Here is a 26,477-nt window from a genome sequence, read left to right on the forward strand (position 1 = left end):
GTTCTACGGTATCGGCGTCAGGCCCGGACGATGGCCAGGATGCGTTCGACCAGGGCGTCGATCCGCGCGGGATCCGGCGCCTCGGCGTTGAGACGCAGCAGCGGTTCGGTGTTCGACGCCCGCAGGTTGAACCACGAGCCGTCGGTGAGACTGACCGTGACGCCGTCGAGTTCGTCGATGTCGGTGGCGTCGTCGGCGAACGCCGCGACCACCTCGGCCGTGCGGGCGGTGGCGTCGGCGACCGTGGAGTTGATCTCGCCCGACGCGCTGTAGCGCTCGTAGTCGGCGAAGAGTTCCGAGGCCGGCTTGTCGGTGGCGCCCAGTGCCGCCAGGACGTGCATGGCCGCCAGCATCCCGGAGTCGGCGTTGAAGAAATCGCGGAAGTAGTAGTGCGCCGAGTGCTCGCCGCCGAAGACCGCGCCGGTCTGCGCCATCTGTGCCTTGATGAACGAGTGCCCGACGCGGGTACGGACCGGGGTCCCACCGAGCTCGGTGATCAGCTCCGGCACCGCGCGCGAGGTGATCAGGTTGTGGATGATCGTCGCGCCTGGGTTCTTGGCCAGTTCACGGTCGGCGACGAGGCCGGTGACCGCGGACGGCGACACCGGCTCGCCGCGCTCGTCGACGACGAAGCAGCGGTCGGCGTCCCCGTCGAACGCCAGCCCGATGTCGGCGCCGGTCTCACGCACGAAGGCCTGCAGATCGACCAGGTTCTTCGGGTCGAGCGGGTTGGCCTCGTGGTTGGGGAAGGTTCCGTCGAGCTCGAAGTAGAGTGAACGCACAGTGAACACCGGGGAATCCCCCAGTACCGCCGGAACAGTGTGCCCACCCATGCCGTTCCCGGCGTCCACGGCGACCGTCAGCGGTCTGACACCAGAGAGATCGACGAGTTCGTGCAGATACGCCGCGTAGTCAGACAGCACGTCGCGCTCGCTGATCGTCCCCGACGGTCCGTCGTACTCGGGCACCCCGTCGACCAGTTGCTCCGCGATGGTGGCCAGTCCGGTGTCCTGTCCGACCGGCTTGGCGCCGGAGCGGCACAGCTTGATCCCGTTGTAGGCGGCCGGGTTGTGGCTCGCGGTGAACATCGCGCCGGGCTGATCGAGCACACCGGAGGCGAAGTAGAGCTGGTCGGTCGAGGCGAGTCCGATGAGGACGACGTCGAGGCCCTGCGCGCACACGCCGTCGGCGAAGGCCCTGGCCAGCGTCGGGGACGACTCGCGCATGTCGTAGCCGACGACCACCGAGGTCGAGCCCTCCGAGTGCATGAGTCCACCGAACGACCGTCCGACGTCGGCGACGAACTTCTCGTCGATCTGCTCTCCGACCAATCCGCGCACGTCGTAGGCCTTCACCACGGCGGCCACGGACTCGGTCGTGCGGTTCGTGGTGGCGTTGGGCACCCTGGTCGGGTCTGGCACGTCGGTGCTCCTCGGTTCGGTTCGATCTCGTCTGGTCGATCTGCGCTCAGCTTAGTGGTTGGACGACGTCGATGACCGATGTCCAATCACCTCCGACACAGCCGCAGTCGTCGGGGACGACCTCGACACCGTCGACCCGCCTGGTCCGTCTGCGGTATGCCGCGATCACAGTGTGGGCCTTGACCCTTGCCGTGCTGACGGTGACCCGCGTGATGTCGTTCGATTTCCTGTGGATCCTGATCGCGGTGGGTGCCGGCCTGGTGGCCACGAGCATCGGCCGACGCAACCCGCTGCTGGTGGTCCGCGACTGGCTCCCGTTCGGGCTGGTGCTGTTCGCCTACGAGTCCACCCGTGGCGTCGCGGCGTTCCTCGGCATGCCGACGCGATGGAACCTCGCCGTCGACGCCGACCGGTGGATGTTCGGCGTCGTCCCGACGGTGTGGCTGCAGGAACACCTCAAGCACGCCGATCCGCAGTGGTGGGAGGTCATCACCAGCGCGGTGTACATGTCCTACTTCATCGTCCCCTACGCGCTCGCCGCATGGCTGTGGCTACGTGACCGCACGTCATGGCGACGTTTCGTCACCCGCTTCGTGGTGCTGTTCCTGCTCGGGCTGGTCGGGTACATCCTGGTACCCGCCGCTCCCCCGTGGGCTGCCGCGCAGTGCACCCAGTCGCAGATCGCCGACGGCCCCGCGTTTCCCGCATGTCTCAAGACGAGTCCCGACGGCGTCGCCGACGGCGGACTGCTCGGCACCGTGGCGCCCCGCGAGGACGGCGCCCCGTTCGTCGAGCGCATCTCGAGCCGAGGCTGGGATGTCCTGCACATCGGACCGGTGCGCGACGTCGTCGAGGTCGGCCAGGAACGGTCCAATCAGGTCGCGGCGATCCCGTCGTTGCACGCGGGGCTCACCGGGCTGCTGGCGATGTTCATGTGGCGTCGTACCCGCAAGCTGGGCCGGACACTGTGGGTCGGCTACGCCGCGGCGATGGCGTTCACACTCGTGTACTCCGCCGAGCACTACGTCTTCGACCTCATCCTGGGATGGGGACTCGCGGCGCTGGTGATGGTGGGTTGCGGTGCGGCCGAACGATGGTGGAGCCGCCGGAAAGCGCAGGAACCGGGGTCAGTCGACCGGGTCGGGCAGCACGCGTAGATGTCCGCGGCGGCCCGGCCGGGGCCGGTTGGCCGCGGAGACGGGCGCGGGCGGGGTGTGCCACGCGGAGTGCTGAGCGGATCGGGTGGCCACGTCGGCCCCCGACGCACTGCGTAGGCCGCCGGCCTCGCGCACGGCCTCGGCCAGCGCGGTCAGATCGTCCTCGTCGCCGAACGGGGCGGCGAAACCACCCTCGCTGCGCATCATCTCCCAGCCGCGCGGGACGGTGATCCGACTGGCGTGCAGGTCGCACAGGTCCCACGAGTGGGGCTCGTCGGACGTGGCGAGCGGACCGACAACCGCGGTCGACTCGGCGTAGACGAACGTCAACGTGGCGACCGCCGGTTGGGCACAACCGGGCCTGCAGCACTGACGGGGGAGCCTCACCATGCGAGATTAGCCCGACGGGCCGCACGGACACCGCAGACACACCCGGCGTGGCGCCACCGACACGCCATCGTGACACTCGCGTGGCGCAGGAGTGGTCGTGTCTACACTCTCGCCATGGCCAGGACTCTGCATCCACTCGACGCGCGCGACCGCGGATCGCTGCGTCGCGACCGTCGTGGTCACCGTCGCGACCGTCGCGGTCGGGGTCTGCGGTCGACGCTGCTGCCACCAGGGGTGCCCGCGGCGAACACGCGGTCGGAGTCGTTCGACCTGGTCGTGTTGGAGGCGTTCGCCGAGATCGACGCTCAGTGGCATGACCAGTTGGGCAATCTCGATCTCGCGGTGGACGAGATCCCGCGGATGCTCCCCCGCGATCCGGAGACGGTGCAGTGGCCCGACGAGGTCACCGCGGACGGCCCGATCCCCCTCGCACGACTGCTGCCCGCCGGGATCGACACGGCCGGACGGCCGTCGAAGGCCCGCATCGTGCTGTTCCGCCGCCCGCTGGAATCGCGGGCCGACAAGGGTGCCGATCTGCTCGACCTGGTGCACGAGGTGCTGGTGCAGCAGGTGGCGACGCACCTCGGTGTCGACGAGGACACCATCGACCCGAGCCCCCAGTAGATCGAGCTCGACCCGAGAGACGTTGTCGCTCAGTCGATCAGATGATGCCGCGCTTGAGGCGGCGACGTTCGCGTTCGGAGAGACCGCCCCAGATGCCGAAGCGCTCGTCCTTGTGCAGGGCGTACTCCAGGCATTCGGGCTTGACCTCGCATCCCTGGCAGATGCGCTTGGCCTCGCGGGTCGATCCGCCCTTCTCGGGGAAGAACGCCTCGGGGTCGGTCTGAGCGCATAGGGCGCGGTCCTGCCACTGATCTTCGATGTTGTCGAACAACGCATCGAAGTCGTCGGGGACAATGCTCAGGTGGGGTGTCTGTGGTGCGGGCGCGTGCGAATGAAGGCCGTTGCTCATCAGGTGCTCAGAAGTCATCGCCGGGCCTCCTCATCTCGGATGGAAAGTGTGTGGGGTGTCGCCTGTGTCGTAATCTGCCCGGATTCGAACATGTGATCGAATTCGAAGCGGCTCAACGATTCTCGATCACGAAACGATAATGACACTGATGTGATTAGACACGTCGGGCACTGGTGCGGTCAAGCGGAACAGCCAAATTCCCAATACCACCCTGCACCGACGATTCGGCGTCTCGACACGACGGGTGTGTCGCGGAGCACATTCGCCGGTCCGTGCGGGCCGCTCGTCGCACGCGGACCGTCACCCGCGTCGGCACCGCACTAGAGTAGGTCGTCGTGAAGACAACGGTTCTCGTCGGCGGCGTCGGGGGCGCACGATTCCTCGACGGCGTGCGCCACCTCCTCGGACCGACCCCGTTCCCGGCCGGCGCCGACGGTGGTGCGGACGGCGGCGGCTCGACGAACACGGTGACCGCGGTGGTCAACGTCGGTGACGACGCCTGGATGCACGGCGTGCGGATCTGCCCCGACCTCGACACCTGCATGTACACCCTCGGCGGCGGCATCGACACCGAGCGCGGGTGGGGACGACTCGACGAGACGTGGAACGCGAAGGAGGAACTCGCCGCATACGGCGCCGACCCGGATTGGTTCGGTCTCGGGGATCGCGACCTCGCAACACATCTCATCCGCACCCAGATGCTCGACGCGGGCTACCGCCTGTCCGACATCACCGAGGCGCTCTGCAAGCGGTGGCAGCCCGGCGTGCGACTGCTGCCCGCCACCGACGACCGCCACGAGACGCACGTGGTCGTCAATCGCAGTGGCGACCCCGACGACGACAAGGTCGCGATCCACTTCCAGGAGTGGTGGGTGCGCTACCGCGCCAAGATCCCGACGCACGGATTCGCGCAGGTCGGCTCCGACGACGCCACGCCCGCACCCGGCGTGCTCGAGGCCATCGCCGACGCCGACATCGTCCTGCTGGCCCCGAGCAACCCGGTCGTCAGCATCGGCGCGATCATCAGCGTCCCCGGCATCCGCGCGGCGTTGCGCACGACGTCGGCGCCCGTGGTCGGCATCTCCCCCGTCATCGGCGGCGCACCCCTGCGCGGGATGGCCGACGAGTGCCTGTCGGTGATCGGGGTCGAGACGACCGCCGAGGCCATCGGCGCGCACTACGGCGCACGATCGGGCACCGGCATCCTCGACGGCTGGCTCGTCGCCCCCGGCGACACCGCCGACATCCCCGGGGTCGCCACCCGTGCCGTTCCGCTGTTGATGTCCGAGCCGAGCGTGACCGCCCAGATGGTCCGCGACGCCTGCGATCTCGTGGGCGTCCCCGTGACCCCGGCATGAGCACCACCGGCACGAGCGACCCCACCCCGGCCGAACACGCCCCGTCCGGTGGCCCCGCTGCCGACCACGCGGCCACCGGCGAGATCACCCTGATCGCGGTGCGCGGACTCCCCCGTTTCACCACCGGTGACGACATCGCCGCCGAGATCGCCCGGGCGGCGCCGGATCTGCGCACCGACGACGTCCTCGTGGTCACCAGCAAGATCTTCTCCAAGGTCGAGGGTCGCATGGTCACCGCGCCGAGCGACCCCGACGAACGGGACGCGTTGCGCCGCAGGCTCGTCGAGAACGAGTCGGTGCGCGTCCTGGCCCGGAAGAACCGCACCCTGATCACCGAGAACGCCCTCGGCATCGTGCAGGCGGCCGCCGGCGTCGACGGCTCGAACGTCGACACCGACCAACTCGCGCTGCTGCCGGTGGATCCCGACGCCAGCGCGCTTGGCCTGCGCACGGCGATCGCAGAACTGCTCGGAGTGCAGGTCGCCGTGGTCGTCACCGACACCATGGGTCGCGCCTGGCGCAACGGTCAGATCGACGCGGCGATCGGTGCCGCGGGCATCGCCGTCACCCACCCCTACGACGGGACCGTCGACCGCCACGGCAACGAGTTGGTCGTGACCGACATCGCCGTCGTCGACGAGATCGCGGCCGCCGCCGATCTGGTCAAGGGCAAGCTCGGCGAGACCCCGGTCGCCATCGTGCGCGGGCTACATCCGCGCGACAACGGTTCCACCGCGCGCGATCTCGTCCGTCCCGGCGAGGACGACCTGTTCTGGCTGGGGACCAACGAGGCCATCGAACTCGGCCGCGGACAGGCCCTGCTGACGCGGCGGTCGGTGCGCGCCTTCGCCGACACCCCGGTCGCCGAGGACGTGATGAACGCCGCCTTCGCCGAGGCGCTCACGGCGCCGGCGCCGCACCACACCCACCCGGTGCGCTTCGTGTGGGTTCGCGACCCCGCCCGTCGCCGACGCCTGCTCGACGCAATGGCCGACCGTTGGCGGATCGACCTCGAATCCGACGGGAAGTCGACGGAGTCCGTCGACCGTCGGATCAGTCGCGGTCAGTTGCTCTACGACGCGCCCGAACTCGTCGTCCCGATGCTGACGATGGACGGCGCGCACGACTATCCCGACTCCGCACGGGCGACGGCCGAGCACACCATGTTCACCGTCGCCGTCGGTGCCGCCGTCCAGGGGTTGCTGGTGGCGTTGTCGGTACGCGGTGTCGGCAGTTGCTGGGTGGGCTCGACGATCTTCGCCCGCGACGTCGTCACCACCGAGCTCGACGTGCCGATCGACTGGGAACCGTTGGGCGCGATCGCCATCGGCCATCCGGTCGACGCACCCACCCTGCGCGGGCCGGCCGTGACCGACGGTCTGGTCGAGATCCGATGAGCACCGCGAGTCTGCACACGTCGGCGACGCGGCTGCTCACCGATTGGGACACCACCGACCGGTCACAGGATTCGATGCGGCACACCGTGCTCGCGTTCCTGGCCGCGCGCGACGACGCGTGCCTGCGCAGTTGCGCCCCCGGCCACCTCACTGCGTCGACGCTGATCCTGGACCACACCGGCACCCACACCCTGCTGACGCTGCACCCACGGGTCGGTGCGTGGATCCAGGTGGGTGGGCACTGCGAGGAGTCCGACGACACCCTGCACGACGCCGCGGCACGAGAGGCGCGCGAGGAGTCGGGTATCGGAGATCTGGCGTTGTCGACGAACCCGATTGCGCTGCACACGCACCCGATCACCTGCTCGCTGGGGATCCCGACCCGGCACCTCGACGTCCGGTTCCTGGGGATCGCACCGGAGGTCGACGGCGGTGGACTGCCCGACATCGTGCGCAGTGACGAATCGGTCGACCTGCGGTGGTGGCCGGTCGGCGACCTGCCCGACGACACCCATCGGCCCGAGATGACCGACCTGGTGGCCGCGGCAATCGCCGCGGCCGGAGGCGTCAGCCCAGTCTGACGCCCTTACCGACGGCGACCACACCGCCCGCACTGACCGCGTACTTCTCGCGGTCGCGTTCGAGTTCGACACCGAGGATCTCACCGGGGCCGACGACGACGTTCTTGTCCAGGATCGCCTTGCGCACCACTGCACCTCGACCGATCCGGACGCCGGGCATGAGGACGCTGCCCTCGACCGTGGCGCCGTCCTCGATGATCACGTTCGAGCTGAGCACCGAGTTGCGCACCGTCGCCGCGGAGATGATGGATCCGGCGCCGACCACCGATTCCTGCGCCAACCCACCGTGCACGAACTTGGCGGGGGCGAGGTTCTCGGCGGCACCGCGGATCGGCCACCGACGGTTGTAGAGGTTGAACACCGGGTGTACCGAGACGAGGTCCATGTGCGCGTCGTAGAACGCGTCGAGCGTTCCCACGTCGCGCCAGTAGCCCTTGTCGCGCTCGGTGGCCCCGGGGACCTCGTTGTCCTTGAAGTCGTAGACGTGGGCCTCGCCCCGGTTGACGAAACCCGGGATGATGTCGCCGCCCATGTCGTGGTCGGAGTCGCTGTCGTCGGCGTCGGCGCGGATCGCCTCCACCAACGCCGAGGTGGTGAACACGTAGTTGCCCATCGAGGCGAATGTCGCCTCGGGATCGTCCGGTGTGCCCGGCGGGTCCTTCGGCTTCTCGAGGAACTGCGTGATCCGACCGGACTCGTCGGCGTCGATGCACCCGAAGGCGAACGCCTCGCTGCGCGGGACGCGGATACCCGCGACCGTCGCCGCCGCACCGGACTCGATGTGCGCCTGGACCATCTGCTCAGGATCCATCCGGTACACGTGGTCGGCACCGAAGACCACGATGTAGTCCGGCTCCTCGTCGTAGACGAGGTTCAGGGACTGGAAGATCGCGTCGGCGCTGCCGGTGTACCAGCGGGGTCCGAGGCGCTGCTGCGCCGGGACGGGCGTGATGTATTCGCCGTTGAACCCCGACAACCGCCACGTCTGGGAGATGTGCCGGTCGAGCGAGTGCGATTTGTATTGCGTCAGCACGCACAGACGTTGATACCCGGCGTTGACCAGGTTGCTGAGGACGAAGTCGATGAGGCGATAGGCGCCACCGAACGGGACGGCGGGTTTCGCGCGGTCCATGGTCAAGGGATACAAACGCTTTCCCTCGCCGCCGGCGAGCACGATCCCGAGCACGTGCGGCTGTGATCTCACACCGCCCAACTTATCCGCCATCGGAGTTCCCGGCTACGTTCTGCGACGATCCGAGGTGTTCGCCGACGCCATGGCAGGTCCTGTGATGGCGAGATCCCGCGCACCGGGATAGCGTCGGGGCATGCGAGTGGCGATGATGACGCGCGAGTATCCGCCCGAGGTCTACGGAGGCGCGGGTGTCCACGTCACCGAGCTGGTCCGCCACCTGCGGTCGTTGGCCGAGGTGGACGTGCACTGCATGGGCGCCCCGCGCGACACCGCGCAGGTCTACACCGCCGACCCCGGATTGACCGGTGCCAACGCCGCCCTGACGACGTTGTCGGCCGATCTGCGGATGGTCGCGGGCGCGGCCGACGCCGAGGTGGTGCACTCGCACACCTGGTACACCGGGCTCGCCGGCCACCTGGCCGCGCAGCTCTACGACGTGCCGCACATCCTCACCGCGCACTCTCTCGAACCACGGCGTCCGTGGAAGGCCGAGCAGCTCGGTGGCGGGTACCGGGTGTCGAGTTGGGCCGAGCGCAACGCGATCGAGTACGCCGACGCGGTGATCGCGGTCAGCGCCGGGATGCGGGTGGACGTCTGTGACGCCTACCCCCGGCTCGACCCCGAGCGGGTCCACGTGGTGCGCAACGGCATCGACACCGACATCTGGTTCCCCGAACCCGACCCGTTCGCCGGGGAGTCGACGCTGACCGCACTCGGCATCGACCCGAATCGGCCCATCGCGGTGTTCGTCGGGCGGATCACCCGACAGAAGGGGGTCCGACACCTCGTCGCGGCCGCCCACTCCTTCGACCCCGACCTTCAGCTGGTGCTGTGCGCGGGCGCTCCCGACACCGCCGAGATCGGTGCGGAGATCGCCGCCGCGGTCGACGAGCTGTCGGCCACCCGCGACGGTGTGCACTGGATCCAGGAGATGCTGCCCACCGATCGGATTCGCGAGATCCTCTCGGCTGCGGTCGTTTTCATCTGCCCGTCGATCTACGAGCCGTTGGGCATCGTCAACCTCGAGGCAATGGCCTGCGGCACCGCGGTGGTCGCCTCCGACGTCGGCGGGATCCCGGAGGTCGTGCGCGATCAGGTCACCGGACTGCTCGTGCACTACGACGTCGCCGACGAGACCGCGTTCGAGGACGCACTCGCCTCCGCGGTGAACACCCTGGTCGCCGATACCGCCCGCGCGACGGAGATGGGCGCGGCCGGCCGGGCACGGGCGATCGCGGAGTTCTCGTGGGGTTCGATCGCCGAACAGACCATCACCGTCTACAACGCGGCCCTCTCGGCCCGCTAGCGCGTCTGCCCCGCGAGCCCGTCTGTCCCGCCGGCCCGTCTACGCGGGCCGGTTCGCCTCGTAGCGCGACACCGTCACCGAGCAGGCCACGTCGACGGTGTCGGGGAGTGCCTCGGCACGATCGGTGATCTCGTTCTCGGACAGGTGATACGCCGACGGGCCCATCGTCACGATGTCGGCGACGAGCGCACGGTCGAGAGTCATGGTGTGGTCCACCGAGATCCGCTCGGTACGGGTGAAGGCGGCACCGAGAGTGTTGCCGATCCGTTCGGGCTTGGCCGGGTCGACGCCGATCATGCCCATGGGCTCGACGATCTCGGCGAGGTGTCGGGGGGTCGGGGTCACCACCACCAGCGCGCCGCCGGGCACCAGCACGCGCGCGAACTCGGCGACGTTGCGCGGCGCGAACACCGACAGCACGGTGTCGACGGTGTCGTCGCGCAGCGGAAGTCGTTGCCAGGCATCGGCGATGACCGAGCCGATTCGGGGATGGGCGCGGGCGATCGCCCGCGCTCCCGCCTTGGACAGGTCCAGACCGACGCCGCGCGCGTCGGGACCGACCGCGGCGAGACACCGGGCGAGGTGGTGACCGGTGCCCGCGCCGACGTCCAGCGTCACCGGGCCGAGGGTCAGCTCGGCGACGGCGTCGCTGATCGGGTCGTAGAGGCCGGATCCGAGCACACGCTCACGCGCCGAGACCATCGCGACGGAATCGGAATGGAGCTTCCCGGCGGAGCCGGACAGCAAGGACACGTACCCCTGACGGGCGATGTCGAAGGTGTGCCCGCGGTCGCAGATGACCGTGGACTCATCGATGTCCAGGTCGCCCTGGCACACCGGACAATCGAGAAGATCGATGATCGCCGACAGCATGTCGGCGTCTCAACGGCGAGCCGCGGCGGGCCGGTCAGCCCGCGACGACGCCACGCAGTTCTTCGCCGAGTGCAGCGGCCTCGTCCGGAGTGAGTTCGACAACGAGCCTGCCACCACCCTCGATGGGTATCCGTACGACGATTCCTCGCCCTTCCTTGGCTGCTTCAAGGGGACCGTCGCCGGTCCGTGGCTTCATCGCCGCCATGTCACATGCTCCCTTGTCGATCCTCGCCGATCACGGCACGGAATCTGATTCTATGCGGTTGAACTGGTCTGTCGGACCCGACGCATCGCACTCACCGCGGGTCAACCATGTCAATGATACGGCTCACGTCTCGTCGACCTGCGCCGCATCCGGTTCGCGCCGCGAAAAGTCGTTGGCGTCGCGGCCCTGGAGGTCGATGATCACCGTGCGCAGCTCGTCGACCTCCCTGGCCAACTTCTCCAGGGCCCAGTCGACCTCGGACTGTTTGTAGCCCCGGAGCACCAGCGCGAAACGCAGTCGGCGGACGTCGTCGCCCGAGATGCCCGCTCGCGGCAGGCGTGTCAGCGTCGCGTCGCGCTCGAGCGGGGGCAGGTCCTCGCCGCGTCCGAAGGCGAACCAGACGACGGCGAACACCACGGCGACCACCACCGCCATGACGAGGAGATAGAGCAACAGGGTCTGCACGCCCCCGATCATCCCAGATCGGCGGGCTCCGGCGATCTCAGACGGTCTCGGCGTCGCCGAACGTCATGGTGAACGCACCCACCGACGAGCTCATCAGCGTGCGCCCGATGTCGAGTGCACGCAGCTCGTCGGCGAAGGGGTGCGCACCCAGGGTGAGCGACGCCCCGCCGGGGCGCGTCCGTGTCTGCGCCGCGCGCATCGACCACGGGGTCGCGCGGGTGACCCCGTCGAGATGCGAGTACGCGGTCAGGGTGGTCGCCGACGGCGAATCGGGCACCGACACCCCCGGCGACACCTCCAGCGACGCGATCAGCGCGCCGTCGGCCCGCAACGAACCGCGCTTGACCGGCGCCTCGTGATCGACGTCGAACTCCGCCAACGTCTTCGGGAACCCCCAGATCCCACGGCCGGCCGCGAGGGTGAAGTCGCCGTCGACGGGCAGACGATGAATGTAGGCGCACCCCTGCCCGCGCACCAACGACCTCAGATCGGAGAGGACACCGCCGCCGCGACGGCCGTGACCGCGCACCAGCAGGCACACACCGAACTCGTTGTAGGGACCCAGATCGCCGTCGACGTAGTCGACGAACACGAGCACACAGACCGCACGGCCGGGTCGCCAGCGCAGCACCTGTAGCCCCGTGTGGTCGATGAGTCGCTGGGCGGCGGCCGCCGACACCGACACCATCGACGTGAAGGCGGTGGCGGCCCGGATCTGCACCGGCATCGATACCTCTCGACCGAGGACCTCGTGCGTGCTCGCCGTCATGCCCACCCGGCCCCCCTCATTCGACGACACCGCGCAGCCCCTCGGCGCCGAAGACACCCTCGAGCATCGAGCTGTAGTCGGGTCCGCGGCGCAACATCTGGCCACCGTCGACATTGATGATCTGTCCGGTGATCCAGCTCGAGGAGTCGCCGAGCAGGAACACCGCGAGGGCGGCGATGTCGGCGACCTCACCGACCCGCGGCAGCGGCGTGGCCTCGCGGTAGTCGCCGCTCAGTTCGGGTGAGTCCAGCACGATCTGCACGAGCTCGGTTCGGGTCAGGCCGGGCCGGATCCCGTTGACGCGCACGTTGCTGGCGCCGAGTTCGTCCGCACCGAGCCGGACCAGGTGGTCCACACCGGACTTGGTGACCCCGTACGCACCGAACCAGCGGTGGGTGTTGGACGCGGCGATCGACGAGATCGCCACGAACGATCCCCCACCGCCGCGGACGAGTTCTCGGGCAGCGTGTTTGAGCGTGTACATCGTCCCGTTGATGTTCAGGTCGACGGTGTTGCGCCATGCGGCGCTGTCGATCTGGGTCACCGGTCCGATGGTCTCGCTGCCACCCGCGCACGCCACGACGCCGTCGAGACGGCCGGTGTGGGCGGTGGCGGCCGCGACGGCCGCGGCGACCTGGTCCTCGTCGGTGATGTCGGTGGACACCGTGTGGACCGTGCCGGCGCCGGACAGGCCGACGGCCGCGGTGTCGAGGCGCTCCTGACTGCGGCCGGCGATCGTCACCGTCGCCCCCTCGGCGACGAGGGCCGCGGCGATGCCGAGGCCGATGCCGCTGCCACCGCCGGTGACGAGGATCGATTTACCGGACACGGACTCATTCGCCACGAGGGCTCCCATCGTCAGAACTGGAACACGTTCTAGTGATGAGACCACGTCGGCGAGCCGATGACCAGCCTCGCGGCCGGTCGGGACCTCAGGAGGCGCGGACCCCTCGGGGTACACGCGGACGGAGGGTGTCCATTGCCGGTCGGTCGGCCAGGTAGACGTCGGTGGTGTGCGGGGTGAAGGTGCCGTCGGCCTCGGCGGTGAACTGGGTGAGCCCGACACCGGAGTCGGCGATGCCGCAGCGACCCATCAGGGTGCCGACGATCTGCCTGCTCATCACGCCGAGCTCGATGAGCGGGCGGTTGCGGTGCGTACGGACGCCGAGGTTGACCTGTCCGATGCCCGCCATGCCGTACCGGTCGTAGGTGTCGACGAGCAGGCCGATCTCCACGCCGTAGCCGGGCGCGAACGGGACCGCCGACAGCAGTTCACGGGTACCCGCGTACTCGCCGCCGAGCGGCTGCAGGACCGAGGTGAGGTCCGGCTTGAGAGAGGCCAGCAGAGGCCGGGCGACGAGTTCGGTGACCCGACCGCCGCCGTTGGGATCCTGCGCCCCACCGGTGCGCAGCGGACGCCGGTAGTAGCCCTTGACCAGTTGGATGTCGGAGTCGAGCAGGAGCGGGCCGAGCAGCTTGGGCACGAACATCGGGTCGGGGTCGATGAGGTCGGAGTCGACGAAGGCGATGATGTCGCCGGTGGTGGCCGCGATGGACCGCCACAACACCTCACCCTTCCCCTTGACCGGGGCGAGTTCGGGGACGGCCTGTTCGCGGCTGATGACCCGGGCGCCGGCCGCGGTTGCACGCTCGGCGGTTGCGTCGGTCGACCCGGAGTCGAGCACGATGAGCTCGTCGACCAGGGTGCCGAGCAACGGACGGATGGAGGCGATGACCGTCGCGACGGTCTCCTCCTCGTTGAGTGCGGGCAGCACCACCGAGACGGTCCGTCCGGCCTTGGCCGCGACCAACTCGTCGATCGACCAGTCGGGCTGTTCGAAGGTGTGGCTGTCGGACCAGGCCAGCGTGTCCGCGTCGGTGTCTGCGGGCGCGGGCCAGATCTGCGTGGCGCGTCGGACGGTGCCCGAAGGCTTGTTCATTGCGGTCATGCCAATCCCCTGACTGTTCGTTCGGGTGGCCGGGTACCCGCTATCGCGGCCACCATGTCGACCACTCGGCGGGTGGCGGCAACCTCGTGGACCCGAAACACTCGCGCTCCCTGCGAAGCGGCGAGTGCAGTCGCGGCCAAGGTTCCCTCCAACCGTTCTTCCAGGCGTACACCCAGAGTCTCCCCTATGAAGTCCTTGTTGCTCAGTGCCATCAGCACTGGCCAGCCGCTATTAACGAGATTGTTCACGTGGCGTAACAAGGCGAGCCCGTGGTGGGTGTTCTTGCCGAAATCGTGGGTCGGATCGACCAGGATCGAGTCCGGCGCGACCCCCGCGGTGGCCGCCCGCGACGCCGCGGCGGTCAGATCCCGCGCGACCTCGGCGACCACGTCGACGTAGCGCACCCGGTGCGGGCGCGTCCGCGGGACGGCTCCCCCGGTGTGCGAGCAGACGATGCCCGCGCGCGCCTCGGCGGCGGCGTGGACCAGTTCCGGGTCGGTGCCCGCCCAGGTGTCGTTGACCAGATCGGCCCCGGCGGCGCACGCGACGCGCGCCACCTCGGCGCGCCAGGTGTCGACGCTGATGATCAGATCCGGGTACTGCCCGCGCACCCACTCGATGAACGGCACGACCCGGGCGATCTCCGCGGCGGCGTCGACGTGCTCACCGGGCCCCGCCTTCACCCCGCCGACGTCGACGAGGTCGGCCCCCTCGGCGACCACCTGATGAACCCGCGACATCGCCGCGGCGTCGGTGAAGCTCGCCCCACGGTCGTAGAACGAGTCCGGTGTCCGGTTGACGATCGCCATCACCAGTGCACGGCCGGTGTCCACCGGCCGTCCGCACAGCGTCGGCGACCACGACTCCCACGCCCCCACCGACGCATCTCCCCCGAGCGCGTTCACATCAGTTGCGCGGTGCCTTGGCGCCTGCCACGTCGTCGACGTATCCGTCGTAGTACTCGACGTACCCATCCGACTTGCCCGACAGCACGTACAACGGGTCGTCACCGACGTCGGAGTAGCCCTGCTTGCGTAGTTCGACCTTCATCGTCTTGAAGGTGGAGGTCTGCTCCAGCGACTCGACCACCCGGACGAACAGCGGCAGCGCGTAGCCGGGCAGCGAACCGTAGAGGTGCTCGGCGAGCTTGCCGGGCTCGAGCTTGTCGCCGGACTTCAGCGTCACCGCGGCCATTCCCGCCTTGCCGTCGGTCTCCGGGATCTCGACCCCGAACACCACCGACTGCCCGATCTGCGAGTCGGCGTCGAGCGCCCCCTCGACCTCGGTGGTCGCGACGTTCTCGCCCTTCCAGCGGAAGGTGTCGCCGAGACGGTCGACGAACGCGACGTGGGAGAACCCCTGGTCGCGGACGAGGTCGCCGGTGTTGAACCACTTGTCGCCGTCGGCGAACGCATTCGCCACGATCTTCTTCTCGGTGGCCTTGGGGTCGGTGTAGCCGTCGAACGGGATGCGGTCGGTGATCTCCGAGATCAGCAGACCCGGCTCACCCTTCTTCGCCTCCATCACGCGGCCCTCGTCGTTGCGCAGCGGGTCACCGTTCTCGCCGTCGTACTGCACGATCTTGTACGGCAGCGGGCAGAAACCCACGGTGCGCTTGACGTTGAAGATGTTGATGAACGCCAGATTCGACTCACTCGCCGCGTAGAACTCCACGATCCGGTCGATGCCGAAACGCTCGGAGAAGGTGTCCCAGATCTCCGCGCGCATGCCGTTGCCGACCGCGACGCGCACCGAGTGCTTCCGGTCGGTGTCCTTCTCCGGCTGCGCCAACAGGTAGCGACACAGTTCACCGATGTAGCAGAACGCGGTCGCGCGGTTGAGGATGATGTCGTCCCAGAACTTCGACGCCGAGAACGACCGGCCGATGGCCAGGCACGCGCCGGAACCGAGCACCGACGAGAGCGAGACCGTCAGCGCGTTGTTGTGATAGAGCGGCAGGCATGCGTAGAGGGTGTCGTTGTGCCGCAGACGAACCCCCATGCCACCGATGCCCGACAGGCCCGTGAGCCAACGGAAGTGCGACATGACGCTGGCCTTGGGCATCCCGGTGGTGCCGGAGGTGAAGATGTAGAACGCCTTGGTCGACGCGGGCAGGGTGTCGGTGACCTCGGGGTTGCTCTCCGAGAGCGACGCGGACTGCTCGTCGACGTCACCGAACAGCAGCACGGACTCCGGCACGGCCGAGGCGGGCACCGAGTCCAATGCCTCGGCGGCGTCGGGGTCGACGATGATGACGCGGGCGTCGAGCACGCCGAGGCTGTGCTCGAGGACGTTTCCGCGCTGGTTGTAGTTGAGCATCCCGGCGATGGCACCGAGCTTGACGATGGCCAGCATCGACAGCAGCGTCTGCGGGTCGTTCTTCGCCAGCACGCCGACGACGTCGCCGGTCTGCACGCCCTTGTCGGCGAGCAACGCGGCGTAGCGGTTCACGCGTCGGTTGCACTCGCCATAGGTGAGCGACTTGCCCTCGAACCGCAGGAACGGCCGATCCGGGTGTGCCCCGGCACGCTTCTGGAACATGCTGCCGATGGTCGCGGTGCTCGTCGGCTTGCGGAGGGCGAGGCCGGGCGCATTGCGCAACATGATCGTCGCGTCGGAGGCCAACCCCACAACCCCCTTGGCCATGTCGGTCAATCCAACGCGGGAACGAGTCTCAGTCGTCACTCACAGCTCCTGGTGCCTGGCGGTCGGTATCGGAGACGAGGTTACCGGCTGGTAGCCAGCTCTATGGCGCGGGTCACTGAATCGGTGACCCGGAGTGCCTTCATCGACCTCTCCGAGACGAATCCGGTGGTCGTCAGATCGTTCAACCACGTCAGCAACGGCTCATAGAACCCGAACGGATCGAGCAGCACCACCGGCTTGTCGTGCATGCCCAGATAACCGCCCGTCCAGGTCTCGAACAGTTCCTCGAGGGTGCCGATCCCGCCGGGCAGGGTGATGAAGCCGTCGGCGCGGTCGTCCATGAGCTGCTTGCGCTGCCGCATCGTGTCGGTGACCACCAATTCGTCCGCGTCGACGTCGGCGACCTCCCGGTCGACCAGCGCCCGTGGGATGACGCCCACGGTGGTGCCGCCGTTCTCCCGTGTCGCCCGCGCCACCGCGCCCATCATCGACACGTTGCCCCCACCGGAGACGAGCGTGTGCCCGCCCCGCCCCAGGGCCTCACCCACCTGCGTGGCGAGCTGCAGGTAGCGGTCGTCGACCGGCCCCGACGCGCAGTACACGCAGACGGCACTCATCGCGCCGACTCCTCGCGTCGGGCGCGCTCGGCGGCCGCGGTGGCGATGATGTCGACGGTCTCGGCGACGCTGTCGGTGACGTGCAGCAGCGACACGTCGGCCTCGGACACCTTGCCGTCGGCGACCAGGGTCGTGGTGATCCAGTCGACGAGGCCTCCCCAGAACGCCGTGCCCAGGAGCACGATCGGGAAGCGCGTCACCTTCTTGGTCTGCACCAGCGTCAGTGCCTCGAACAGTTCGTCCATGGTCCCGAAACCACCGGGCAGGCACACGAACGCCTGGGCGTACTTCACGAACATGGTCTTGCGCGCGAAGAAGTAGCGGAAGTTCACACCGAGGTCGACCCAGTCGTTGAGACTCTGCTCGAACGGCAACTCGATGCCCAGCCCGATCGACTGACCGCCCGCCTCGCACGCGCCCTTGTTCGCCGCCTCCATCGCGCCGGGCCCGCCGCCGGTGATCACCGCGAAGCCGGCGTCGGCCAGCGCGGTCCCCAACTCGACGCCCAGGGCGTACTCGGGTGACTCCCGCGGGGTCCGGGCCGACCCGAAGACGGTGACCGCGCTCGAGACCCGCGACAGGGCGTCGAAGCCGGCGACGAACTCGGACTGGATGCGCAGCACGCGCCACGGATCCTTCTCGGCGCGGTCGCGGTGCCAGGACGTGGTGTCGGGTTCCTCGTCGAGTAACCGCCGATCGGTGGTGGTCTCGATCGTCGCCGCATCGACGCGGAAACGCGTTGCGCCGGAATAGGTGACCTGGGTGTCGCGGTCACCCGGGGTCCGATCGCCGGGGTCCCGATCCCCGGGGTTCGGATTGGTGTGGGCCATCAGCAGACGCTAGCAATCAGGCCGGGGCGGCCAGGTATCGGCGCAGCGTGTCGGTCACCGCGGTGATCTGCGCGGTCGGCACCCGCTCGTCACGCCGGTGGGCGAGGTTGGGGTCGCCGGGGCCGAGGTTGACCGCGGGGATCCCCATCGCGGCGAAGCGGGAGACATCGGTCCAGCCGTACTTCGCGCGGACCTGACCGTGCGCGGCGGCGACCAACGCCTGCGCCGCCGGGTGCGACAGTCCGGGCAGCGCACCGGGGGCCGAGTCGGTGAGCTCGACCTCGACTGCGCCGGAATCGATCTGGCGGGCGAAGACCTCCAGCACGTGCGCGTACGCCGCCTCGGCGGAGCGGTCGGGGGCGAAGCGGAAGTTCACGTCGAGCGTGGCGGCGTCGGGGATGACGTTGCCGGCCACGCCGCCGGTGATCGCGACCGCGGACAGTCCCTCGCGGTATTCGCATCCGTCGATGTCGACGCGGCGGGGGCGGTAGTCGGCCAGCACCTGCAGCACGTCACCCAGTTTGTGGATCGCGTTGTCCCCCATCCACGATCGTGCCGAGTGCGATCTGGTCCCGCGCGCGGTCAGCCGGACCCGCAGGGTCCCCTGGCAGCCGGCCTCGATCAGCCCGGCGGTGGGCTCGCCCAGGATGGCGACGTCGCCGACGAGCCAGTCCGGCAGTTCACGCTCGATGAACCCGAGACCGTTGTGGACCGCCGCGATCTCCTCGCAGTCGTAGAAGATCAGCGTCAGATCGTGCGCGCAGTCGGCCATGGTCGCGGCCAGGTGTAGGAACACCGCGTCGCCGGACTTCATGTCGACCGTGCCGCACCCGTGCAACACGTCGCCCTCCGGACCGTCGGACTCGCGGCGAGAAGGCACGTTGTCGGCGATCGGCACGGTGTCGAGATGACCGGCCAGGATCACCCGGGAGGCCAGACCGCGATTCGTCCGGGCCAGCACCCGATTGCCATGACGCAGCACCTCGAACCCGCTCGTCTGCTCACGGATCGCGAGTTCCACGGCGTCGGCGATGACCGCCTCGTCGTGCGACTCGCTGGCGATGTCGACCAGCGCGGCGGTCAGATCGATGGGATCGGCAGACAGATCCAGCGGGATGGCGGCGGTCATGGTCTACGAGGCTAATCGACCCCCGCGGGGTGACCGTGGGAGGGAATAGTCGTCGTCGGCCCGCGGGTTGCACCGGGCATGACATCACTGGCGATCATCGGAGCGGGAGCAGGACTCGGAGCAGCTGTGGCACGGAAGTTCGGTGCCGAGGGATATTCCGTGGGACTGATCTCGAGAAACCAGGGGCGGGTGGACGCGCTCGCCGACAGCCTCGCGAAAGACGGTGTGTCGGCACGCGGTTTTGCCGCCGACGTCCGGGACCCGGCGTCCGTCGCGCACGCGTTGGAGCAGGTCACCGAGACCCTCGGACCGATCGAGGTGCTGCAGTACAGCCCGCTGCCACAGAAGGACTTCATGCGTCCGGTGCTCGAGACGACGCCCGCCGACATGGTCGGTCCGGTCGAGTTCTCGATCTACGGGCCGATCGCGGCCGTGCATCAGGTGCTGCCCGGCATGCGATTCCTCGGCGAGAACAAGGGCACCATCCTGTTCGTCAACGGCGGCTCGGCGGTCAAGCCCGGACGCGCCGTCACCGGTACGTCCATCGCCTTTGCCGGTCAGGCCGCCTACGCGCAGCTGCTCAACGAGCAGCTGGCCGAGGAGGGCATCCAGGTGTCGCAGCTGATCATCGGCGGCGCCATCACCGCCGACGACCCGGACAAGAGCCCCGAGGCACTCGCCCAGCACCTCTGGGATCTGCACACCAAGCGCGACCGTTTCCGGATTCAGGTCAGCGAGGACTGAGGCTCCCGACGGCAGGCATGTCCGAAACGTTCATGACGGTGGTCGGTGTGCGGCCCTAGTGTCGCCGCCATGACCACCATCACGAACGTCATCGGACTGTCCGTCGTCGTCACCGACATGGCCCGCGCGCTGGCCTTCTACCGCGCCCTCGGCATCGACGTACCCGCCGGTCAGGACGGCCAGCCGCACGCCGAGGCGGTGCTCGGCAACGGGTTCCGCCTCATGTTCGACACCGTCGACGTCATCACCTCGTTCGACCCGACGTGGACCACGCCCGGCGGCGGCCACCGTGCGGCGCTCGCGGTCGAGTGCACCGATCCGGCTGCCGTCGACGCGCTGTACGACGCTCTCGTCCGCGACGGACACAGCGGTCACCTGGCCCCGTTCGACGCGGTCTGGGGTCAGCGTTACGCCGTGGTCGACGACCCGGACGGCAACCCGATCGATCTGTGCGCCCCGTCGGCCTGACCTGCTGACACGTCGTCGAGAACTCCGTCGGCCCGGAAGTCGGTCGGTGCTGCCCCGGCCACCGACCGGAAGTCCCGGAACATGTGTGCGTAGTCGGCGTAACCGTGCCGATGCGCGGTGTCGCTGAGGGCGGTTCCGGCGCGTAGCGACCGCATCGCGTCGTCGACCCGCAGGATCCGTTGGAGCATCTTGGGGCCGTACCCGAAATGGTCGACGCATCGACGATGTAACTGGCGGGCGCTGAGCCCGAGTCGGTCGGCGACGTCGGCGACCGATGCCCCGGTTCGCACCGCGGTGACGGTCGGCGGGATCCACCCCGGCACCCCGCCGGCATGGGCGACGGCCCGCGCCGCCAGTGCCTCCAGAGCGTTTCCCGGTGTCGGGGAGGTCGCGACGAACTCCTCCCACCCCGACGCCATCGCGGCGGAGATGTCGGCGACATCGACCCGCCGGTCACGGAACTGCGCTGCCGGTACACCGAGCACGAGCGGCGCGATGCCGGGGGCGAACCGGATGGCGGTCAGTGTCGTGGGCTCGGTCGTCTCGTGGCGCTGCGGGACGGTGTCGGGTCCGGCGACGAAGATTCTCGATCCGTCGACGATGAGGTCCATGCAGCCGTCCGGACGCACCGTCGACGCCCCGGGCGGGCACCATCGGCTCCAGATCGTCGCGGGAAGTCGCGACGACCGGCGCTCGCGGTAGCCGATGGCGTCGTTCACCACCCCAGTATCGCCGGTAAGGTTGCGACCCGTGAGTGAAGCATCGTCTGCGACCGGGCACGGAATTGCCACCATCACCGACAGCGGTCAGGTGCTCGACACCTGGTTCCCCGCGCCCGAACTGGGGGCGAGCGGATCCACCGGCACCACGGCGCTGACCGGTGACGACGTCCCCGCGGACCTGCGGGCCCTGATCGGCACCGACGAGGCGCGCGGCGTGCGCACCGTCGCCGTCACCACCACGATCGCCGACCTGGGCGCGGCACCTGTCGACGCGCACGACGTCTACCTGCGCCTGCACCTGCTGTCGCACCGCCTGGTCACCCCGCACGGGTTGAACCTGGACGGCACCTTCGGGCTGCTGAGCAACGTGGTGTGGACCAACCACGGCCCCTGCGCCGTCGAGGGTTTCGAGCTCACCCGCGCCCGACTGCGCGCCCGTGGCCCCGTCGCGGTCAACAGCATCGACAAGTTCCCGCGGATGGTCGACTACGTGGTGCCCAGCGGCGTGCGCATCGGCGACGCCGACCGCGTCCGCCTCGGTGCACATCTGGCGAGCGGCACCACGGTCATGCACGAGGGTTTCGTGAACTTCAACGCCGGCACGCTCGGCAACTCGATGGTCGAGGGGCGCATCTCGGCCGGTGTCGTCGTCGGCGACGGCTCGGACGTGGGCGGCGGCGCATCGATCATGGGCACGTTGTCCGGCGGTGGCACACAGGTCATCTCGCTCGGTGAGCGCTGCCTGCTCGGCGCGAACTCCGGCTGCGGGATCTCGCTCGGGGACGACTGCGTGATCGAAGCGGGTCTCTACGTCACCGCGGGCACGAAGGTCACCGGGCCGGACGGCACCGCGGTCAAGGCGCGCAATCTGTCCGGGACGAACAACCTTCTGTTCCGTCGCAACAGCGTCAGCGGTGCGGTCGAGGTCGTGCCCTGGAAGGGCGACGGCATCGCCCTCAACGCGGCCCTGCACGCCAACGACTGATCCCGCCAACCGTGCCCTGACCACCCGCCCACCGTGCCGTAGGCGCGTACCGACCGTGCCGATATCGAGTACCGGCTGATACGTCGCGCTTTTCAGCCCGTTCGAAGGGTCGTTTCGGCACGGTCGGGGCGTCGTTTCGGCACGCTCGGCGGGTTGTTTGGGCCCGCTCGGCGGGTTGTTTGGGCCCGCTCGGCGGCGGTCAGGCGGGGGCGAGACGCGCGGCCGCGGCTGCGATGCGCTCGTCGGTCGCGGTGAGTGCGAGTCGCACGTGCTTCGTCCCGGACGGTCCGTAGAACTCCCCCGGCGCGGCCAGGATCCCCTTGTGCGCCAGCCACTCGACGGTGTCGCGGCACGGTTCGTCACGCGTCGCCCACAGGTACAGGCCGGCCTCGGAATGGTCGATCCGGAACCCCGCGTGGCGCACTGCGGTGGACAGGACCACCCGCCGGTTGAGGTAGCGCTCTCGCTGTGCGTCGACGTGACGGTCATCGGTCAGCGCCGCGATCATCGCGGTCTGGACCGGATACGGCACGATCATGCCCGCGTGTTTGCGGACCGCGAGCAGTTCGCGGACCAGATCCGGATCACCGGCGAAAAACCCGGCCCGGTACCCGGCCAGGTTGGAGATCTTCGACAGCGAGTGCACCGCGAGCAGACCGGTGACGTCGCCGTCGCACACCCGGGGATCCAGGATCGAGATCGCCTCGGCGTCCCAGGCCAGGCCCAGATAACACTCGTCGGAGATGACGACGGTCCCACGCTCGCGCGCCCAGGCGACCACCTTGCGCAGATGCTCCACCCCGAGCACCTTGCCGGTCGGGTTCGACGGCGAGTTGATGAAGATCGCACCCGGCCGCGTCGGGCCGAGGGCGAGCAGGGAGTCGGCGCGGACCGGACGCGCACCGGCCAGCAGCACCCCCACCTCGTAGGTCGGATAGGCGACCTCGGGGATGACGATGTCGTCGCCGGGACCGAACCCCAGCATCGAGATGACCGAGGCGATGGCCTCCTTCGTCCCGATGACCGGCAGCACCGCCGACTCCTCGACCGACCCGATGCCGTACCGCCGCTTCAGGGCCGCGACCGCGGCCACCCGCAGATCGGTGGTCCCGGCAGTCGTCGGGTACCCGGGAAACGACGCACCGTCATCGAGACCGCGCCGGATGATCGGATCGATCGTGTCGACCGGGGTGCCCACCGACAGGTCGACGATCCCCTCCGGGTGCGCGGCTGCGAGCGCCTTGGCGTCGGTCAGCGAGTCCCAGGGGAAATCGGGCAGGCCCGCACTGACCGCCCGCCGGGTGGCCCGGGGTGTCTGCTGCTCGGTCACTCGCCGGGCGTTTCCGTCAGTCTTCTTCGGTGTTCATCGGGGGCAGGCCCTTGATGAACGCGGGATCGTGCGACGTCTTGCCGACCTTGCTCGCGCCACCGGGCGAGCCCAGGTCGTCGAAGAAGTCCACGTTGGCGTTGACGTAGGGCTCCCACTCGTCGGGAACGTCATCCTCGTAGAAGATGGCCTCGACCGGGCAGACCGGTTCGCAGGCGCCGCAGTCGACGCATTCGTCGGGCTGGATGTACAGCATCCGGTCGCCCTCGTAGATGCAATCCACCGGGCACTCCTCGACGCAGGCCCTGTCCAGCAGGTCCACACACGGCTCGGCGATGATGTACGTCAACTCGGTTCTCTCCTCACGTATCGCGCGTAGGGCAGTACGCGCCCGCAACGGAACCCTGGTGTAGGGCCACGTGTCCACCCACCAGTATCCGTCCGCCCCGGTCGTGGTCACAAACCGGGGGCACCCGCGCGGCCGTCCTCGCGCACGTCAGACGGCCGAGGTGAGACGAACAGCACCCGCGAGGCGGTGCCCGCCGCGGCCACCTTCGAATCAGGGTGCACCTAACCCTCGTCCCGACCGTCGTCTGCAGGCACTCTGACCTGGTGATCCACCACCCGACGTCCGGACGCTGTCGCAGCTGAGCACCCCGACCTGTCCACCTGCGACTCACGGAGTTCACGACGATGACCACGACCCTGGGACCGATCCCGAAGTTCGACCGCCCCACCTCCACTCTTCCGACGCGACTGCGTCCCGCCGATCTGTTGCGCCTGACCGACCAGACGGCCGCCGATGTGCTCGATGGACACTACGACCACGTGCTGCCCGACCGATGGGACGAGGTGTCACGCTGGTCGACCCGCCTGCACGCCGACGACGATCTCGACCTGTGGCTGATCAGCTGGACCCCGAACGTCTCCACCGAGCTGCACGATCACGCCGGCTCGTTCGGCGCGTTGACGGTGTTGTCGGGGTCGCTCACCGAGTACCGCTGGACCGGACGCGATCTGCGGGCACGCACCCTCGATGCCGGCGATCAGGCATCCTTCCCGCTCGGATGGGTGCACGATGTGATGCGTAATCCGGCCACGCCGAGCGGTGCCGAGCCGACGTTGAGTGTGCACGCCTACTCACCGCCGCTCACCGCGATGTCCTACTACGAGGTCACCCCGGCGCAGTCGATCCGACGTGTGCGCACCGAGTTGACCGACGTGCCCGAAAAAGACTGAAGGACTGATGACCACGATCGACGACCTGCTCCTGACCGCCCGCGACTCACTCGTGCGGTTGCCCGCCGAGAAGGTCCGCGACGAACTCGCCGCGGGCGCGATCCTCGTCGACATCCGTCCGGCCGCGCAGCGTGCCGCCGAGGGCGAGGCGCCCGACGCCCTGGTCATCGAACGCAATGTCCTCGAGTGGCGGTGCGACCCCGCCAGTGACGCGAAGATCCCCGAGGCGACCGATCATGACGTCCGGTGGATCGTGTTGTGTCAGCAGGGGTACACCTCGAGCCTGGCGGCAGCGGCGTTGCAGCAGTTGGGATTACATCGCGCGACCGACGTGATCGGCGGCTACGAGGCGCTCGTCGAGGCCGGCGCCGTCTGAGGCATGGGCGCAACCGGGTCTTGCGTTCGTAGACCGCACGTGTCACCGTTGTCGCCATGACCACAGGAAAGGCGGATTCCGCCACCATCGCGTGAGCGCCGCACCGATTCGCACGGCCACCCGATCGCCGCGAATCCCAATCCCCACCCGCACCATTCCCGACTCCGGGCCGATACCTGATCTGCACGCGTATCGCGACGCCTGGCTCACCTTCGGCACCCTCGCCCAACCCTCGGATCGCATCACGGCGGAATCTGCTGTTGCAGAACTTTATCGACGATCCGGGTGTAGCGAACCCGAGTTCGTCTGGACGACCTCACCCCCGGCGGCCCAGGAACTGATGTCCACGATGGGCCGGGCCGACGTGATGTCCATCAGCATCGACAGCCTCGAACGTGCACCTGCTCGTATCGCGGCCATGCTCTCCGCGTCCCGCGTCCCGCGCCCGCATGGACGCACGGATCGCGGGCGCCCATCGCACCGCCTGGGGCGAGCGACAGATGACGGCGAACCTGGGAGTTCCCTCGTGGCAGATCTCGGAGGACATAGCCAGGAGCACGTATCGCTTTGTGCGTGAATCAATCTGGGATTCTCTGCGTACCAGTCTGTGCGATGGCGTGGCCTCCGGGATACGAACCCTGATGCCGCCTTTCGTCGGGGCGGTGACCTGGTACGGGCAGCAGGAGGCCCACCGCGTCGCGTACTACGACTACTACCGACGCACCGGCCTCGCAGAGTTCCGGCCCGAGGACGTCGACATTCTCGACGTGCTCGCCGGTCTCACCCGCGCAACCGGATGGTGGTGGGCCTTCGATGACGTGTGCGTCATGGCGGAGCGACCGACCGCCCTGCACACCGAGCCCGCGCCGAACGGACAGTTCGACCAACAGCGTCTGCATCGCGACGACGAGCCGGCGATCGAGTTCGCCGACGGTCACGAGGTTTTCGCCCATCACGGGACGATCATCCCGGCATGGGTCGTGCGCGAGCCGACCGTCGAGCGCATCGCCCGCGAACGCAATGTCGAGGTCCGCCGATGCGCGATCGAACGCATCGGGTGGGACACCTACATCGACGCCGCCGGGCTGGACCAGATCGACCAGACCGATGATCCCGGCAACGGCGGCAACCCGTTACGCCTCTACGCGACGCCCGACGGCTGGGGACGTCCCGAACGAATCCTACTGGTGGTCAACGGATCCGCAGAACGCGACGGGCAACGCCGACGGTACGGGCTGCGCGTGCCGCCGTGGATCAGGTCCGCGCTCGACGCGGCGGGCTGGACGTACGGCATCCGCGGCTCCGACTACGCCCAGCTGGCCCGCCGAACATGACCACATCTCACGCCACTCCCGACC

The 26,477-nt window shown here is 68.8% G+C and carries 30 protein-coding genes; 12 read left to right on the forward strand and 18 right to left on the reverse strand.

Features of this window, described 5'->3' with window-relative positions:
* Positions 1-17: 17 nt before the first annotated feature.
* Entirely contained in the window at positions 18-1,421 is a 1,404-nt protein-coding gene (locus tag LX13_RS15595) for a phosphomannomutase/phosphoglucomutase (RefSeq protein WP_253662222.1), read from the reverse strand.
* Positions 1,422-1,492: 71 nt separating this feature from the next.
* Here LX13_RS15595 and LX13_RS15600 point away from each other — a divergent pair, with 71 nt between their 5' ends.
* Positions 1,493-2,578, forward strand: a complete 1,086-nt coding sequence (locus LX13_RS15600) for a phosphatase PAP2 family protein (RefSeq protein WP_253662223.1) — start codon at positions 1,493-1,495, stop codon at positions 2,576-2,578.
* On the opposite strand, the gene LX13_RS15605 is transcribed toward LX13_RS15600, so the two are convergent.
* Complete coding sequence (locus LX13_RS15605) at positions 2,549-2,965, reverse strand: DUF3499 domain-containing protein (RefSeq protein ID WP_253662224.1); 417 nt, start codon at positions 2,963-2,965, stop codon at positions 2,549-2,551. The two genes, LX13_RS15600 and LX13_RS15605, sit on opposite strands and share 30 nt — an antisense overlap.
* 117 nt (positions 2,966-3,082) lie before the next feature.
* Here LX13_RS15605 and LX13_RS15610 point away from each other — a divergent pair, with 117 nt between their 5' ends.
* Positions 3,083-3,592, forward strand: a complete 510-nt coding sequence (locus tag LX13_RS15610; RefSeq protein ID WP_253662225.1) for a metallopeptidase family protein — start codon at positions 3,083-3,085, stop codon at positions 3,590-3,592.
* Positions 3,593-3,629: 37 nt separating this feature from the next.
* Here the strand turns inward: LX13_RS15610 and LX13_RS15615 are convergent, their stop codons facing one another.
* Positions 3,630-3,959: a WhiB family transcriptional regulator gene (locus LX13_RS15615; RefSeq protein WP_253662226.1), complete on the reverse strand. Its 330-nt coding sequence runs from the start codon at positions 3,957-3,959 to the stop codon at positions 3,630-3,632.
* A gap of 317 nt (positions 3,960-4,276) precedes the next feature.
* Here LX13_RS15615 and cofD point away from each other — a divergent pair, with 317 nt between their 5' ends.
* The 3 genes from cofD to LX13_RS15630 are packed head-to-tail and all read left to right on the forward strand — an operon-like array spanning position 4,277 to position 7,277.
* Positions 4,277-5,299, forward strand: coding sequence for a 2-phospho-L-lactate transferase (gene cofD, locus LX13_RS15620; protein WP_253662227.1), 1,023 nt, complete (start codon positions 4,277-4,279; stop codon positions 5,297-5,299).
* Positions 5,296-6,696 carry a coenzyme F420-0:L-glutamate ligase gene (locus LX13_RS15625; RefSeq protein WP_253662228.1) on the forward strand — a complete coding sequence of 467 codons (1,401 nt, stop codon included), beginning with the start codon at positions 5,296-5,298 and terminating at the stop codon, positions 6,694-6,696. The genes cofD and LX13_RS15625 overlap by 4 nt, the downstream gene beginning before the upstream one ends.
* Positions 6,693-7,277 carry an NUDIX hydrolase gene (locus LX13_RS15630; RefSeq protein WP_253662229.1) on the forward strand — a complete coding sequence of 195 codons (585 nt, stop codon included), beginning with the start codon at positions 6,693-6,695 and terminating at the stop codon, positions 7,275-7,277. Before LX13_RS15625 ends, LX13_RS15630 begins: the two co-directional genes overlap by 4 nt.
* On the opposite strand, the gene glgC is transcribed toward LX13_RS15630, so the two are convergent.
* Positions 7,264-8,481 carry a glucose-1-phosphate adenylyltransferase gene (gene glgC, locus LX13_RS15635; protein WP_253662230.1) on the reverse strand — a complete coding sequence of 406 codons (1,218 nt, stop codon included), beginning with the start codon at positions 8,479-8,481 and terminating at the stop codon, positions 7,264-7,266. The two genes, LX13_RS15630 and glgC, sit on opposite strands and share 14 nt — an antisense overlap.
* Before the next feature lie 121 nt (positions 8,482-8,602).
* On the opposite strand from glgC, the gene glgA reads away from it, so the two are divergent.
* Positions 8,603-9,775 carry a glycogen synthase gene (glgA, locus tag LX13_RS15640; protein ID WP_253662231.1) on the forward strand — a complete coding sequence of 391 codons (1,173 nt, stop codon included), beginning with the start codon at positions 8,603-8,605 and terminating at the stop codon, positions 9,773-9,775.
* Between the two features lie 39 nt (positions 9,776-9,814).
* Here the strand turns inward: glgA and LX13_RS15645 are convergent, their stop codons facing one another.
* The 11 genes from LX13_RS15645 to dapE all read right to left on the reverse strand — a co-directional run bounded on the left by LX13_RS15645 (position 9,815) and on the right by dapE (position 19,258).
* Positions 9,815-10,648, reverse strand: coding sequence for a putative RNA methyltransferase (locus tag LX13_RS15645; RefSeq protein WP_253662232.1), 834 nt, complete (start codon positions 10,646-10,648; stop codon positions 9,815-9,817).
* 34 nt (positions 10,649-10,682) lie between these two features.
* Positions 10,683-10,853: a DUF3117 domain-containing protein gene (locus LX13_RS15650; RefSeq protein WP_188489822.1), complete on the reverse strand. Its 171-nt coding sequence runs from the start codon at positions 10,851-10,853 to the stop codon at positions 10,683-10,685.
* A 123-nt stretch (positions 10,854-10,976) separates the two neighbouring features.
* Complete coding sequence (locus LX13_RS15655; protein ID WP_372499918.1) at positions 10,977-11,318, reverse strand: DivIVA domain-containing protein; 342 nt, start codon at positions 11,316-11,318, stop codon at positions 10,977-10,979.
* Between the two features lie 37 nt (positions 11,319-11,355).
* Positions 11,356-12,087 carry an acetoacetate decarboxylase family protein gene (locus LX13_RS15660; RefSeq protein WP_253662233.1) on the reverse strand — a complete coding sequence of 244 codons (732 nt, stop codon included), beginning with the start codon at positions 12,085-12,087 and terminating at the stop codon, positions 11,356-11,358.
* A gap of 16 nt (positions 12,088-12,103) precedes the next feature.
* Positions 12,104-12,943 (reverse strand): SDR family oxidoreductase, encoded by an 840-nt coding sequence (locus tag LX13_RS15665; RefSeq protein WP_253662234.1) that lies wholly within the window; start codon positions 12,941-12,943, stop codon positions 12,104-12,106.
* Positions 12,944-13,019: 76 nt separating this feature from the next.
* Positions 13,020-14,036 carry a glucosyl-3-phosphoglycerate synthase gene (locus tag LX13_RS15670; protein ID WP_253662235.1) on the reverse strand — a complete coding sequence of 339 codons (1,017 nt, stop codon included), beginning with the start codon at positions 14,034-14,036 and terminating at the stop codon, positions 13,020-13,022.
* On the reverse strand, positions 14,033-14,845 hold the full coding sequence (folP, locus tag LX13_RS15675) for a dihydropteroate synthase (protein WP_253662783.1): 813 nt from the start codon (positions 14,843-14,845) through the stop codon (positions 14,033-14,035). Before folP ends, LX13_RS15670 begins: the two co-directional genes overlap by 4 nt.
* A gap of 97 nt (positions 14,846-14,942) precedes the next feature.
* Positions 14,943-16,721, reverse strand: coding sequence for a long-chain-acyl-CoA synthetase (locus tag LX13_RS15680; protein ID WP_308214754.1), 1,779 nt, complete (start codon positions 16,719-16,721; stop codon positions 14,943-14,945).
* 41 nt (positions 16,722-16,762) lie between these two features.
* The gene (locus tag LX13_RS15685) at positions 16,763-17,299 is read right to left on the reverse strand and encodes an LOG family protein (RefSeq protein ID WP_253662237.1); all 537 of its coding nucleotides are present in this window, start codon (positions 17,297-17,299) and stop codon (positions 16,763-16,765) included.
* Positions 17,296-18,129 (reverse strand): LOG family protein, encoded by an 834-nt coding sequence (locus tag LX13_RS15690; protein ID WP_308214755.1) that lies wholly within the window; start codon positions 18,127-18,129, stop codon positions 17,296-17,298. Before LX13_RS15690 ends, LX13_RS15685 begins: the two co-directional genes overlap by 4 nt.
* A 16-nt stretch (positions 18,130-18,145) precedes the next feature.
* Positions 18,146-19,258, reverse strand: a complete 1,113-nt coding sequence (gene dapE / locus LX13_RS15695) for a succinyl-diaminopimelate desuccinylase (RefSeq protein ID WP_253662238.1) — start codon at positions 19,256-19,258, stop codon at positions 18,146-18,148.
* Positions 19,259-19,336: 78 nt separating this feature from the next.
* Here dapE and LX13_RS15700 point away from each other — a divergent pair, with 78 nt between their 5' ends.
* Together LX13_RS15700 and LX13_RS15705 are read left to right on the forward strand one after the other, a co-directional pair.
* Positions 19,337-20,002, forward strand: a complete 666-nt coding sequence (locus LX13_RS15700; protein ID WP_253662239.1) for an SDR family NAD(P)-dependent oxidoreductase — start codon at positions 19,337-19,339, stop codon at positions 20,000-20,002.
* A 69-nt stretch (positions 20,003-20,071) separates the two neighbouring features.
* A complete protein-coding gene (locus LX13_RS15705; protein WP_253662240.1) occupies positions 20,072-20,470 on the forward strand; it encodes a VOC family protein in 399 nt (132 codons plus the stop codon).
* On the opposite strand, the gene LX13_RS23525 is transcribed toward LX13_RS15705, so the two are convergent.
* Entirely contained in the window at positions 20,410-21,189 is a 780-nt protein-coding gene (locus tag LX13_RS23525; protein ID WP_253662241.1) for a helix-turn-helix domain-containing protein, read from the reverse strand. The two genes, LX13_RS15705 and LX13_RS23525, sit on opposite strands and share 61 nt — an antisense overlap.
* Before the next feature lie 31 nt (positions 21,190-21,220).
* On the opposite strand from LX13_RS23525, the gene dapD reads away from it, so the two are divergent.
* Complete coding sequence (dapD, locus tag LX13_RS15715) at positions 21,221-22,177, forward strand: 2,3,4,5-tetrahydropyridine-2,6-dicarboxylate N-succinyltransferase (RefSeq protein WP_253662242.1); 957 nt, start codon at positions 21,221-21,223, stop codon at positions 22,175-22,177.
* 199 nt (positions 22,178-22,376) lie between these two features.
* Here dapD and dapC read toward each other — a convergent pair whose 3' ends face one another.
* Together dapC and fdxA are read right to left on the reverse strand one after the other, a co-directional pair.
* The gene (gene dapC, locus LX13_RS15720) at positions 22,377-23,507 is read right to left on the reverse strand and encodes a succinyldiaminopimelate transaminase (protein WP_253662243.1); all 1,131 of its coding nucleotides are present in this window, start codon (positions 23,505-23,507) and stop codon (positions 22,377-22,379) included.
* Positions 23,508-23,523: 16 nt separating this feature from the next.
* Positions 23,524-23,853 carry a ferredoxin gene (gene fdxA, locus LX13_RS15725; RefSeq protein ID WP_188489800.1) on the reverse strand — a complete coding sequence of 110 codons (330 nt, stop codon included), beginning with the start codon at positions 23,851-23,853 and terminating at the stop codon, positions 23,524-23,526.
* A gap of 344 nt (positions 23,854-24,197) precedes the next feature.
* Here fdxA and LX13_RS15730 point away from each other — a divergent pair, with 344 nt between their 5' ends.
* From LX13_RS15730 to LX13_RS15740, 3 genes are all read left to right on the forward strand, one after another.
* Positions 24,198-24,743, forward strand: a complete 546-nt coding sequence (locus tag LX13_RS15730) for a cysteine dioxygenase (RefSeq protein ID WP_253662244.1) — start codon at positions 24,198-24,200, stop codon at positions 24,741-24,743.
* A 7-nt stretch (positions 24,744-24,750) separates the two neighbouring features.
* On the forward strand, positions 24,751-25,119 hold the full coding sequence (locus tag LX13_RS15735) for a rhodanese-like domain-containing protein (RefSeq protein ID WP_253662245.1): 369 nt from the start codon (positions 24,751-24,753) through the stop codon (positions 25,117-25,119).
* Positions 25,120-25,760: 641 nt separating this feature from the next.
* Positions 25,761-26,453, forward strand: a complete 693-nt coding sequence (locus LX13_RS15740; protein WP_253662246.1) for a DUF6745 domain-containing protein — start codon at positions 25,761-25,763, stop codon at positions 26,451-26,453.
* The last annotated feature ends 24 nt before the right edge of the window (positions 26,454-26,477 follow it).

Origin of the sequence: Williamsia maris, from assembly GCF_024171815.1 — a bacterium.
GTDB lineage: Bacteria > Actinomycetota > Actinomycetes > Mycobacteriales > Mycobacteriaceae > Williamsia_A > Williamsia_A maris.